Annotated in this window: 9 protein-coding genes; 7 read left to right on the forward strand and 2 right to left on the reverse strand. The window is 61.1% G+C overall.

The features are described 5' to 3' along the window. Window positions 1-38: 38 nt before the first annotated feature. Window positions 39-1589, reverse strand: a complete 1551-nt coding sequence (locus AC1D06_RS12915; RefSeq protein WP_477882331.1) for a trimethylamine methyltransferase family protein — start codon at window positions 1587-1589, stop codon at window positions 39-41. Between the two features lie 168 nt (window positions 1590-1757). Between AC1D06_RS12915 and AC1D06_RS12920 the strand changes: the two genes are divergently transcribed. The 7 genes from AC1D06_RS12920 to AC1D06_RS12950 all read left to right on the forward strand — a co-directional run bounded on the left by AC1D06_RS12920 (window position 1758) and on the right by AC1D06_RS12950 (window position 11868). Further along, entirely contained in the window at window positions 1758-2708 is a 951-nt protein-coding gene (locus AC1D06_RS12920; RefSeq protein ID WP_477882329.1) for a LysR substrate-binding domain-containing protein, read from the forward strand. A 304-nt stretch (window positions 2709-3012) separates the two neighbouring features. Then, window positions 3013-3978, forward strand: a complete 966-nt coding sequence (locus AC1D06_RS12925) for an ABC transporter permease (protein ID WP_477986531.1) — start codon at window positions 3013-3015, stop codon at window positions 3976-3978. An 11-nt stretch (window positions 3979-3989) separates the two neighbouring features. Next, window positions 3990-5012: a quaternary amine ABC transporter ATP-binding protein gene (locus AC1D06_RS12930; protein WP_477986532.1), complete on the forward strand. Its 1023-nt coding sequence runs from the start codon at window positions 3990-3992 to the stop codon at window positions 5010-5012. Window positions 5013-5242: 230 nt separating this feature from the next. After that, window positions 5243-6814, forward strand: a complete 1572-nt coding sequence (locus tag AC1D06_RS12935) for a calcium-binding protein (RefSeq protein WP_477986533.1) — start codon at window positions 5243-5245, stop codon at window positions 6812-6814. Between the two features lie 673 nt (window positions 6815-7487). Beyond that, window positions 7488-8399, forward strand: a complete 912-nt coding sequence (locus tag AC1D06_RS12940; protein WP_477986534.1) for a DnaJ C-terminal domain-containing protein — start codon at window positions 7488-7490, stop codon at window positions 8397-8399. A gap of 144 nt (window positions 8400-8543) precedes the next feature. Beyond that, entirely contained in the window at window positions 8544-9320 is a 777-nt protein-coding gene (locus tag AC1D06_RS12945) for an SDR family NAD(P)-dependent oxidoreductase (protein ID WP_477986535.1), read from the forward strand. Window positions 9321-9489: 169 nt separating this feature from the next. Continuing rightward, entirely contained in the window at window positions 9490-11868 is a 2379-nt protein-coding gene (locus AC1D06_RS12950) for a phosphoketolase family protein (RefSeq protein ID WP_477986536.1), read from the forward strand. Window positions 11869-12156: 288 nt separating this feature from the next. On the opposite strand, the gene AC1D06_RS12955 is transcribed toward AC1D06_RS12950, so the two are convergent. Beyond that, window positions 12157-13263 (reverse strand): acetate/propionate family kinase, encoded by a 1107-nt coding sequence (locus tag AC1D06_RS12955; RefSeq protein ID WP_477986537.1) that lies wholly within the window; start codon window positions 13261-13263, stop codon window positions 12157-12159. Window positions 13264-13278: the final 15 nt, after the last annotated feature.

Raw genomic sequence — 13278 nt, forward strand, 5'->3', positions numbered from 1 at the left:
CCGAAGATTGCAACGCGCTTCAGCAGACGGTCTGAGGATCAGTGATCCTCGTTCAATGCGTCGACGGCGGGAATTTCGCGGCTGCGGCGATCGATATAGGCGCGCAGTTCCTCGTCTTTGGACTCTTCGAGCTTAGGCTCCTGATACTCCGACAGCAGATAGCGAGCCTGCTCCAGTGCGCGCTGCTTGATGTCCTTCGAGCCGTCGGCGATCCACTGTTCGACCGAGTTGTTGTCGAACAGTTTCGGAATAAAGAACGCCTTTTCGAAATTCGCCTGGGTATGCGGATGACCGAGATAGTGGCCGCCGGGGCCGACATCGCGCACTGCCGACAGCGCTTCCTCGAAGTCGTCCCATTTGATCCCCTCGGCCATGCGATAGCCCATGGCGCAGACTTCGGAATCGACCATGAACTTGGCGATCGAGCAATGCATCCCCGCCTCGTTCCAGCCGGCCGAATGCCAGATGTAGTTGGCGCCGGACATCAGCACCGCCATCATCGTCATGGCGCTTTCATAGCCGGACTGCGCATCGAACATTTTCGCGCCGCCGAGGAGGTTCGAGGTGCGCCAGGGGACATTATAGTGCCGCGCCATCTGGCCGATCATGAAGTTCATCAGTGAAATCTCGGGCGTCCCGGCCATCGGCGCACCCGACTGCATCGAGACGGTCGACAGATAATGCCCGTAGATCGCCGGGCAGCCGCGGCGCACCACCTGGGTATAGGCGAGCGCGGAAAGCGCTTCGGCGTTGAGCTGGGCAACCGCAGCGGCCGTCGAGGCCGGCGTGTTTGCTCCCCCCAGCACGAAAGGCGAGCAGAGAACCGGCTGGTTGCGGCGATTGAAGGCCCGCATGGCGCCGAGCATGGTCTGGTCCCAGACCAGCGGCGAGTTGCCGTTGCAGTTGCCGGTGGCGACGGCGTGCGTCTCCATGAATTCCGCGCCAAACAGGATCGCGCACATGTCGAGTACGTCTTCGGCGTTCTTGGGCGACGTCGTCATGCCCATGAACATCTTGTCCGAATGTTTCATCGACGAATAGGTGATGTGGAGATGCCGGTGGGCGACGACGATGTCCATCGGCTCGACGATGTGATGCGCCGAGGAATGCAGCGCCGGCATCATATGGGCGAGTTTGTGGAACGTGCCGAGATCGGCGATCGTCGGGCCGCGTCTGACGTCGTCGAGGTCGCGCATATAGGGCGCGCCGGTCATCGGCACGAAGATCGACTTCTTGCCGCCGAGTTCGACATTGTTGTCCGGATTGCGGGCGTAGTATTTGATCTCCGGCGGGATCGTCTTGATGAGATCCATGATCAGCGCGCGATCCAGATAGACCCGCTCGCCCCGCACGTCGGCCCCAGCGCGCTTCCAATCCTCAAGCGCGATCGGATCGCGGAACACGACGCCGACTTCTTCGAGAATATCCATCGAGGCGTTGTGAATGCGCTCGACCTGCTCCTCGTTCATTGGCTCGACATTCGGCAGGCCGCGCTTCAACGTCGGGAACATCTCGAATTTCGGCGTCGTCCGAAGCGTCCGGCGGGCGTCGCGGCCGCCCCGTCTTGCTGCATTGGGTTGCACGTTCATAGCGCCTGTTCTCCCTGAAATGTGATGGTACTGTGCGGGAAACTCGACGTCGCGCACGGACTAGACTAATGACCGAGGCCGTTTCAAACACCAAATGCAAAAGTCTCACGCGTCAGTTGACTATTATGCTAGCCTTCAGGTTCATTGCTGCCCGGGAGGGGGGAAACATTGGTTCGCAGGTTTTATGACCTTCCGTCGCTCACGACGCTCGCGGTGTTCGAAGCGTCCGCGCGTCATCTGAGTTTCAAGCTGGCGGCCAGCGAATTGAATGTGACGCCCGGCGCGGTCAGCCGTCAGATCAAGGCGATCGAAGACGAAGTGGGGGTGCCGCTGTTCGTCCGGCTCGGCAAGGGCGTCGCGCTGACGCCTGCCGGTGAGGAACTCTACGGCGTGCTCGCCAGTGGGTTTTCCAAGGCTTCGGAAGTGGTGCGGTCGATCAAGCGCGGCGACCGGGCGCGCAATGTGACGATCGCCTGTACGGATGCCTTCGCCACCATGTGGCTGATCCCCAGAATGCCAGACTTCTGGCGGCGGCATCCGGACATCGCGGTCGACCATCTGATCTCCGACAATGCCAAGGACTATCGGCGCGCCGAAGTCGAACTGAGGATACGCTACGGTTTCGGCGCATGGCTCGACGAAACCGCCGAGCTGATGTTCGATGACACCATCTACCCGGTATGCGGCCCGGGTTTCGCTCGGGAACATGAAGGCGCGACGGCATCGGACCTCGGGGACCTGCCGCATCTGCATGTCGACTGGGCCGATCCCGATTGGGCCGGGTGGGATGAGGTCCTGCTGCGCGCCGGAATCCCTCAGGGCCACGGCGGCGGCAGGCGGTTCGGCAAATTCGGCGTCGCGGTGCAGGCCGCGATGGCAGATCAAGGTGTCGCCGTGGGGTGGGATCGGCTGATCCGCCATCATGTCGAGGAAGGAAAGCTGGTGCGCCTCACCGATCTGACGATCCCCGCGCCGGGCGCCTACTATCTGACCTGGAACAATAGCCGCGAGCTCTCGATCGCGGCGACGGTTCTCCGCGATTGGCTGCGGGAAATTGCCGAGCACGAGCGCAAGATCGCACCCGACCAGATGGGCTCAGCCAAACGACAGGATTGGTGAGCCGAGTTTCTTCATATCCGGGGAACGGTCCCCAGGGCTGAGATGCCGCTGACCCGGGTCAACTTGATGCCGAAGCCGTCGACCAATCCACCCGAAACAGCCCGCAATAGTTTGTTCACGTCTTCTGGCAGTTCATCTGTGTAGACCGGATGGCAGAGCTGATGTCGACGACGGACGCAGCGTCGCGCGAGGCAACCCCTGCGCTGAAATAAAGTCACCTGACAGTCTATTTTTTCGCGCCGGCTAACCAATTCGCGATGTGTTATTCAGCCCTCAATCAAAACCTGAAGAAAAGAGGGAACAAATGGCTCAATGCGGAATTCTCGACCCGTTTGCCTGTGGGAAGCTTCCACTCGCGGATTGGATGACGGTCGGCCTGAGATGGTTGGTGGACAATTACCGGCCGTTCTTCCAGGCGGTGAAAGGTCCGATCGACTCGATGCTGCAGTCGTTCTCAGCCGCGTTGAGCGCCGTGCCCCCGACAGTCGTCGTCATCGCCGTTCTTCTGGTCGCCTGGCAAATCGCCGGCGTCAGGCTCGCTCTCGGACTGGCGGCCACCCTCATCTTCGTCGGCTTCATCGGTGTCTGGCCGGAGACGATGCTCACTCTGGCGATTGTCCTGACCTCGCTGTTGTTTTCCATCGTGATCGGCCTGCCGCTCGGCATATGGGCATCTCGCTCCGACACGCTCTATGCGATCCTCCGGCCGCTGCTTGACGGGATGCAAACCATTCCTGCTTTCGTCTACTTGGTTCCGGTGGTGATGCTCTTCGGCATCGGCAATGTGCCGGGCGTGATCGTCACCGTCATCTTCGCGGTCGCACCTGTGATCAGGTTGACCTATCTCGGCATGAAACAGGTGCCCGGCGATGTGGTCGAAGCCATGCGTGCTTTCGGTTCGACGGAGTCCCAGCTTCTGTGGAAGGCGCAATTGCCCTTGGCCCTGCCGACCATCATGGCCGGCGTCAATCAAACGTTGATGATGTCGTTGTCGATGGTGGTCATCGCCTCGATGATCGCCGTCGGTGGCCTTGGTCAGATGGTGCTGCGCGGTATCGGGCGTCTCGATATCGGCATAGCGACCGTTGGCGGCCTGGGGATCGTTGCGCTGGCAATCGTGTTGGATCGCCTGACGCAGGCGCTGGCAAAACCCCGCAAGCGCGGGGAATGGCTGACACGCGGGCCGGTTGGCCTCGTGCGCTCGTTTATCACGGCTTCCAATCCGCAAGCAGGGCATGCTCTGCCGCAATCGTCGGCGATCAAGAATTGAGGAGCGGACAAATGACCGATGCAGTTATCGAATGCAGGAACGTTTGGAAGATCTTCGGCGACAAGGCGAAAGAGGCCCACAAGGCCATCAATGACCACGGACTGAGCAAGAGAGACATCCTGGAGCGGTACGGTTGCGTCATCGGCGTGGCCGATGTCTCCTTCACCGTCGGAAAAGGCGAGATTTTCTGTATCATGGGACTTTCTGGTTCCGGAAAGTCCACCTTGGTCCGGCATATCAATCGCCTCATCGAGCCGACGGCCGGTATGATCCGGGTCGCCAACCAGGACGTCAACGCGCTCCAGGGACCACAACTCAGGCAATTGCGGGCCGAGAGTGTCGGTATGGTCTTCCAGAACATGGCGCTGCTGCCGCACCGCACGGTGATCGACAATGTCGCACTCAGCCTTGAACTACGCGGCATGAGCCGGACCGAGCGCCACAAGATCGCCGCCGACAAACTCAAGCTGGTCAGCCTGGACGGCTGGGGCGACCGTTTCCCCGATGAACTGTCGGGCGGGATGAAGCAGCGCGTCGGCCTTGCCAGAGCGATGGCGGCCGACCCGGAGATCCTGTTGATGGACGAGCCGTTTTCCGCCCTCGACCCGCTCATCCGCCGGCAGCTCCAGGAGCAGTTCCTCGACCTGTCGAAGATCCTCAGGAAGACGACCATCTTCATCACCCACGATCTCGACGAGGCGATCCGGCTCGGAACCCATATTGCCATCATGAAAGACGGGCGTTTCGTTCAGGTGGGAACGCCGGAGCAGATCGTGACGGAACCTGCCGACGACTATGTCGCCGACTTCGTCAAGGGCATATCCCGGCTGGAACTGGTCTCCGCCGCCAAGGTGATGCAGCCGCTCGGAGCGGCCCAGCCTTCACCCGCCGCTCCGACGGTTCTTGCAACCGATAAATTGTCAAAACTCCTCCAGATCGCCAAGGAACATGACGGAGACATCACGGTACTCGAAGGCGAGCGACCGGTCGGCGTGATTTCCCGGCACGATCTCCTGAACGCCGTCAGTGGCTGAATCATCTCAGTCCCGTCGACGTTCGATGGAAGTTCCCAACTTGTCGGCCCACTCCTAGTTCCGGCAAGCGTCTTGCTGGCAATGACTGTTCATTGCCAGCTCTTTTCTCCAAACCTTCCGCCATGTTTGGCACTGCTATGGCAGTCCCGGCTTACTGGGATGGTTTGCTTCTCCACGGATCGTGGTATGTAGCGTAGCTTCAACCAAACTGTTTCGTTCGGAGGCTTCGCATGCCCACCACGCCAGCCATTTGGAAGAAACTCGGCAAGATCAATACGACCGATACCGGGCCGAATGACAACGACCAGCAGACATCGACGGTAATCGGACTGGCGAACGGCGGTTTCACCGCGGTCTGGGACGACAACAGTAATCACTCCAGCGGTCTCGGCGCGAGCGACATCCTGGGGCAGAGCTACGGCGTGCTTGGCAAGACGTCAGGCGGCGAATTTGTTGGCAGCGTAGCCTACCAGGACCTTAGCCAGACCAATGCATCAATCGCCGCGACAGCTAATGGTGGCTATCTTGTTGCCTACCAAAGCGAGGATGCTGCGCAATTTGGCGATGGACTGAACGTCGACGTCTCAGTTTTTAATCCGGATGGAAGCAGTTTTGGGGATAACGATTTCCGGCAGGGCGCCGGAGGGCCGGATGTAGACGATACCTCGCCCTCCATTGCTGCCTATGCTGGCGGCTATATTCTTGCCTATGAGACCAATCCGAACGGCAACAAGGACATCGTCTATTACGTCGTGACCAATAACGAGATCGTCCCCTTGGGTTTCACGCCGCCGACCGCACATGATGATATCTCGGGCAAGGGCGACCAGATCGATCCGCAACTGGTGATCCTGTCGGACAGCAAGAAGAACCCGACATTCGCGATCGCCTATGAGGATGCGCGGACCGGCGCGATCGATGCGTATCTCGCCAATGCCGCAGGCGCCATCGACACGGTGACGGTTTCTTCCGGCAAGGCCAACTCGGATCTCTCGGCCACAGCGCTTTCCAATGGCAGCCTCGTGGTCGCCTGGACTGATGCCAACGGCGACGGTACGGGCAATGCCGGCATCGAGATGCGGCTGGTCAAGGACAATGGCGATTTCGCCTCGGCCATCATCCATGCCAACACCGACAAATCCGGCGCCCAGGGTGAGGCGACGGTCTCGGCGCTCAACGATGGCGGCTTCGCCGTCGGCTGGAGCGACGACAATGGCGACGCGCTGCACATCCAGTCCTTCGCCGCCAACGGCAAGAAGGCGGGCGCGGAATTCACGCTCTCGGCCCAGGGCAGTGCGTCGCTCAGCCAGCCGCATCTGGCGACACTCTCCGATGGCCGCCTCGTGCTGACCTATACGTCCGAAACCAAAGGCAATGCCGACGTCCTCGGCATGATCCTCGACACACGCATCGGCTCGATCATGGGCACGAATGACGCGGAGACGCTGACCGCGCCGGCGATCGGCGGAACGGTCAGCGGCAAGGGTGGCGCCGATACCTTGCTGGGTGGCGGCAAGGCCGATGTGCTAGATGGAGGCACCGGCGACGACATGCTCACGGGCGGCGCCGGCGGCGATACCTTCGTCTTCAAGACCGGCTACGGCAAGGACACGATCACCGATTTCGGCAAGGGCGCCGATCGCATCGACCTCTCGGGCTGGAAGACGGTCGCCGATTTCGGTGATGTCAAAAGCCACGCCGCCAATCACCGCACCGATGTCTGGATTTCCGTTGCTGGTGACACCCTGGTCATCGAGCACTTACACAAGGCTGATTTGCTGGCCGGCGATTTCCACTTCTGACGCAAGCCGCATCTGTACGCTGGAAGCAAGCGCCCGGCCAGCGCGGATGGCTGAACGCGGGCTGCCGCAAGGCCTCTTGGAACAGAAAATCGACGTCACCAAGATCGGCCTTGTGCGGTTGCCGTGAGATGCAAGGTCTCGCCGGAGTGCTCGACGTTGATCTCTGGGAATTGCTGATCGTTGATGAGGTGATTTGTGATGTCTCTCTCATGCGTAAGCGTTGGTGTGCCGGGATGTCGCCATCGCCGGCACGGGCATTTGCGTCCCGCATGCAAGATTGGATCTGAGAGGCAGTTATTCCCCGAAATGGCAGCATAACGAAAAGTTGAGGCAAGAAGCCGTCTTCCGTGATCGCGCGCTTGAAATGAAGGAAAGTCTTCCTAAATTTGAGTTGAACCGGTTGCCTCAGTGGGACCGGAAGGGAGTAACCTCCCGGCAGTCTGTAACCATGTTGCTCGACGAGGATATGGCTATGACGACGGCACCAAGTTTATGCTCCTTCCGCCGGCTTTCGGGCTGGTGTTTGGCGCGTTGGCTGTCATCATTGTCCGTATTCACGCGGCCATGACAGGCTGTCGCGCCGGCTCGCTCCTGAAATTTGAAATCGTCAGGCGCTGCTTCGGCGGGCCGGGAAAGGTGTGGGTGCTGCCGAATGGAGATGGAGCAGGAAGCAATGAGCCGTGACCCTTACGAAATATTGGGCGTGAAGCGGGACGCGACGCAGAAGGAAATCCAGAGCGCCTTCAGAAAGCTCGCCAAGAAATTCCATCCCGACGTCAACCCCGGCGACAAGAAGGCCGAGGAGCGTTTCAAGGAAATCTCCATGGCCAATGAGATTGTCGGCGACGAGGAGAAGCGCAAGCGCTTCGACCGCGGTGAGATCGACATTAGCGGCCAGGAACAGGCGCCGCGGAATTTCTATCGTGAATATGCCGGCGCCAATGGTGGCGAGGGTGCTTTCGCCGGCATGGGCGGCGCCGAAGACCTGTTTGCCAGCTTCTTCTCCTCCCGGCGGGGTGGTCGTGGTGGCGCAGGCGGCGGTTTCCGCATGCGCGGCGCCGACCTGCAGTTCCGCATGGAGGTCGATTTCCTCGATGCTGTGAACGGCGCGACGACGACGGTGCAGATCCCCGGTGGCGCGGCTCTCGAGGTCAAGATCCCGGCCGGCACGCAGGATGGCCAGACGATCCGGCTGAAGGGTAAGGGCGAGCAGGGCGTCGGCGGCGCCGAAACCGGCGATGCGCTGATCGAACTGCATATCCGGCCGCATGCCTTCTTCACCCGCGACGGCGACGATATCCGGCTCGATCTGCCGGTGACGCTCTCCGAAGCGGTGCTGGGCGGCAAGGTCAAGGTACCGACGCCCTCGGGCGCCGTCTATATGACGCTCAAGCCGCATTCCAACAGCGGCCAGACGCTGCGGCTGAAAGGCAAGGGCGCCCGCAAGCGCAATGACGAGCATGGCGACGTCTATGTGACGTTGAAGGTGGTGCTGCCCGAAGTGCCGGATGCGGAGCTCTCGGAATTCGTCAAAACGTGGAGCCCCGTCGGCGCCTATGATCCGCGCAAACATATGGACGTCTGAGCCGGGCGTGGGTGCGGCTTCGCCTTCGATTGCTATATAGTAAGTGAATACTAACGGAAGCAACTGACATTTTCCGGCTTCCCGTTCCTCCCTCGCTCATGCAAGGTGAGCCCTTCACACGTATGAGGATCGAGGGAGGAATTTATGTCAACACCCATCAAACCGCCGGATTTCAGTCTTTCCGGCAAAGTCACGCTCGTGACTGGTGCGAGCCGCGGCATCGGTCGCGCTTGCGCCGAGGCCTGCGCTGCCGCCGGATCGGACATCGTGCTCGGTGTCCGTGATCCCTCCGGCTGTGGCGAACTGGTCGCCGCGATTGAAGCGACTGGCCGCAAGGTCCTGCCGGTCGAACTCGACTTGCCGAACAAGGCGCATATCGCCAATGCCGTCCACCTGGCGGTGAAAACCTTCGGCCGCATCGATGTGCTGGTCAACAATGTCGGCGTGGCGCCGGGCGATCTCGCCGAACTGGTCGACGAAAGCGCCGTCGACGATATCCTCAACATCAATCTCAAGGGCACGTTCCTGATGACCCAGGCCGTCGCCCGCCACATGATCGAGCGGAAACAGGGCCGCATCATCTCGATCAGCTCGCAAGCCGGCACCGTGGCGCTGCGCGGCGAGGCGATCTATTGCATGAGCAAGGCGGCGATCAATCATCTGACCCGCTGCCTCGCCAGCGAATGGGCGCGCTACAACATCACCGTCAACACGGTGTCGCCGACCTTCATTCACACCGATGGAACAAAGCCCTATCTTTCCGATTCGGACAATTACCAGCACACGCTCAATCATATTCCGCTCGGCCGCATCGGCGAGACGGACGATGTGGTCGGCGCCGTGGTCTTTCTCGCCTCGCCGGCGGCGAGCCTGATCACCGGCGCCAATCTCCTGGTTGATGGAGGCTGGTCCGTCGCCTGACGCAATCGGTGTCATCAAAGCCTTCTATTCTGCATTCGAGCGCCTTGATCTCGGTCTAAGTACGGTCCGCCATTTCGATCTATCAACCGTCCGGCGGCCGGCATTCGCGTGATGCCCCGCCGGGATCAACGAGGAAGGGCCGCGGCCCGCCACGCTCACGGAGGTGGAAATGTCTGCGCATGCAGTGCTCGACGACAGTGAACTTGCTCTGATCGACCGCTATTGGCGGGCGGCCAACTATCTCTCGGTCGGCCAGATCTATCTGCTCGACAACCCGATGCTGCGCGAGCCCTTGAAGCCCGAGCATATCAAGCCGCGGCTGCTCGGCCATTGGGGCACGACGCCAGGGCTGAACTTCATCTACGCGCATCTCAACCGTATCATCCGCGCCCGCGATCTCGACATCATCTATATGTGCGGCCCGGGCCATGGCGGGCCGGGCATGGTCGCCAACACCTATCTCGAAGGCACTTATAGCGAGATTTATCCCCATGTGCCGGAGAGCGTTTCCGGTATGCAAAAGCTGTTCAAGCAGTTCTCTTTCCCCGGCGGCATTCCCAGCCATGCCGCGCCGGAAACGCCCGGCTCGATCCACGAGGGCGGCGAACTCGGCTATGCGTTGGTGCATGCCTTCGGTGCTGCCTTCGACAATCCGCAGTTGATCGTCGCCTGTGTCGTCGGCGACGGCGAAGCGGAGACCGGACCGCTGGCCGCAAGCTGGCATTCCAACAAATTCCTCAATCCCGCCACCGACGGCGCGGTCCTGCCGATCCTGCATCTCAACGGCTACAAGATTGCCAACCCGACCATTCTCGGCCGAGCGAGCGACGAGGACGTGCGGCATCTGTTCCAGGGCTATGGCTACGAGCCTTTCTTCGTCGAGGGGTTCGAGCCGGGCGACATGCACCAGCAGATGGCGGCGACCTTTGACCAGGTTTTTGGCTGCATCCGTGCCATCCAGGCCGAGGCCCGCGCTGGCAAGGCGCCTGACGGCTGCCCGCGCTGGCCGATGATCGTGCTCCGCAGCCCCAAGGGCTGGACCGGGCCGAAGGAAGTCGACGGCAAGAAGGTCGAAGGTTTTTGGCGCGCCCACCAGGTGCCGGTGTCGAATTGTCGCGAGGACGACGGCCATCGCAAAATCCTCGAAGACTGGATGAAGAGCTACAACCCCGAAGACCTGTTCGATGCGGATGGAAGGCTGCGCCCTGAACTTCGGGCACTGGCGCCGTCAGGCACGCGCCGCATGGGCGCCAATCCGCATGCCAATGGTGGCCTGCTGCGCAAGGAGTTATTGCTGCCGGCTATTCGCGACTATGCGATCCAGGTCGATACCAGTGCTCGCGGCGGCGTCATGGCGCAATCGACCGAAATCCTCGGCCGCTACCTGCGCGATGCGCTGAAGCGCAATGCCGACAATGCAAATCTGCGCATCTTCGGCCCCGACGAGACCGAGTCGAACCGCCTCGGCGCCGTCTTCGAGACCACCGATCGCGTCTGGATGGAGAAGATCGAACCTTACGACGTCCATCTGGCGCCCCAGGGCCGGGTGATGGAAGTGCTGAGCGAACATCTCTGCCAGGGATGGCTGGAAGGCTATCTGCTCACCGGCCGCCACGGCCTGTTCTCCTGCTACGAAGCTTTCATCCACATCGTCGATTCGATGTTCAACCAGCATGCCAAGTGGGTGAAGGTGGCGCGCGAGCTCGAATGGCGCAAACCCGTTTCGTCGCTCAATTACCTGCTTACCTCGCATGTCTGGCGCCAGGACCATAATGGCTTTTCGCATCAGGATCCCGGCTTCGTCGACCTCGTCGCCAACAAGAAGGCCGACATCGTCCGCATCTACCTGCCGCCGGATGCCAATACCCTGCTTTGGGTCGGCGACCATTGCCTGAAGACTTATGACCGTATCAACGTCATCGTCGCCGGCAAGCAGCCCGAGCAGCAATGGCTGACCATGGATGAGGCGGTGAGACATTGCGAAGCCGGCATTGGCATCTGGAACTGGGCGGGCACGGAAGATGACGCGCCGGCGCCTGATGTGGTCATGGCCTGTGCCGGCGACGTGCCGACCCTGGAAACGCTGGCCGCCGTGTCGCTCCTGCGCGACATGCTGCCGTCGCTCCGCATCCGCGTCGTCAACGTCGTCGACCTGATGGCGCTGCAATCGCACGACCAGCATCCACATGGCCTGGCCGACGAGACCTTCGACGCACTGTTCACCACCGACCGGCCGGTGATCTTCGCCTATCACGGCTATCCCTACCTGATCCACCGGCTGACCTACAAGCGCGCCAACCACAATAACATCCACGTTCGTGGCTTCATCGAAGAGGGCACGACGACCACGCCTTTCGACATGACGGTGCTGAATGAACTCGACCGGTATCATCTTGCCATCGAGGCCATCGAGCGCGTGCCCGGGTTGAAGGCCAAAGCGGGTGAGGCGTTGGCGATGCTGCGGGGTAAGCTGGAGGCGCATGCGGTATACGTCCGGGAGAATGGGCAGGACATGCCGGAAGTGGCGGAGTGGAAATGGCGATATTGATGGAGTGAATTGGTCGGGCCTTGTGCCTTCTTCATTGCGCTTCCCCCCAAGGCAAGGAATGCGCAGGCGGAACCCCCTCTGTCCTGCCGGACATTTCCCCCACAAGGGGGGAGAGTGACTCGCGGCACGCTCACTGCTTCAAACAGGCGGTGCCGAGAATGCGACAGTGGAGCAGGGGCGAGGCGGCCGCCCCATCCACTCTCCCTCCTTGTGGGGGAGATGGCCGGCAGGCCAGAGGGGGGTAGCCGCAGGCACGAATGCATCAAGAAAGGTGGCGTGCGAAGCGCCTCAATCCTCCAACAACCTCTTCGCATGCACCGCCATCATCCGCTCCTCGTTGGCCGGGATCACCAGCGTCCGAAAATTCCCGAGAAACCCCAACCGCGAGACGATCGCTTCCCGCACCGGCGCCGCATGCTCCCCGATCCCGCCGGTGAACACGAACGCATCCATCCCGCCCATCGATACCGCCATGGCAGCTGCATATTGCGCCGTCTTCAGCGCAAAATAATCGAGCGCAAAACGTGCCCGCGGATCGTGACTGGCGAGTAGCGTCTCGACATCATTGCTGATCCCCGACAGCCCCTTGAGGCCGGATTGCTCGTAGAGCACATGCTCGACCTCATCGACACTTAGCCCCAGCTGCCGCAGCATATAGATCACCGCGCCGGGATCGATGGCGCCGCTACGGCTGCCCATGGGAATACCATCGAGCGCCGTCATGCTCATCGTCGTATCGACGCTGCGGCCATTCTGCAGGGCACAGAGGCTGGCGCCGTTGCCGAGATGGCCGACGACCACCCGGCCGTTGAACAAGTCCGGATGTTTGTCCTGGAGCACGCGGGCGATCCACTCATAGGAGATGCCGTGGAAACCATAGCGGCGAATGCCTTGCTCGCGATACTCCCGATCGATCGCAAAGGAATGAAAGAGCTCTGCCTGTCCCGAGTGGAAGGCGGTATCGAAACAGGCGATGTTCGGCGCGTGCGCGGCGAGCCGTTCAGAGGCGGCAATGCCGGCGAGATTTTGCGGCTGGTGCAGTGGCGCGAGCGGAATCAGCGATTCGAGCGCCTTCACGATTTCCGGCGTGACGATCACCGGCTCGATAAAATCCGCCCCGCCATGCACGATGCGATGCACGACCGCTGCAATCGACCAGTCACGGTCGTTCCGGTCGATGAGGTCGATCACCGCCTTCAGCGCCGCATCATGATCGTTGCCATCGACATGTGCGTCGAGCTTTTCATCACGCCCCGTTAGCCGCGCCGAGATCGCGGCCTTTTCGCCGATCCCTATGACCTTGCCCGCGAGCAGCACGTCCAGCGTATCGCGCCGAAACACCTGGAATTTCAGGCTCGACGAACCGGTATTGAGCACGAGCAATGTATCGATCATGATCGCTCCTGTGAT

This window comes from Rhizobium sp. P2_G2 (assembly GCF_056403555.1).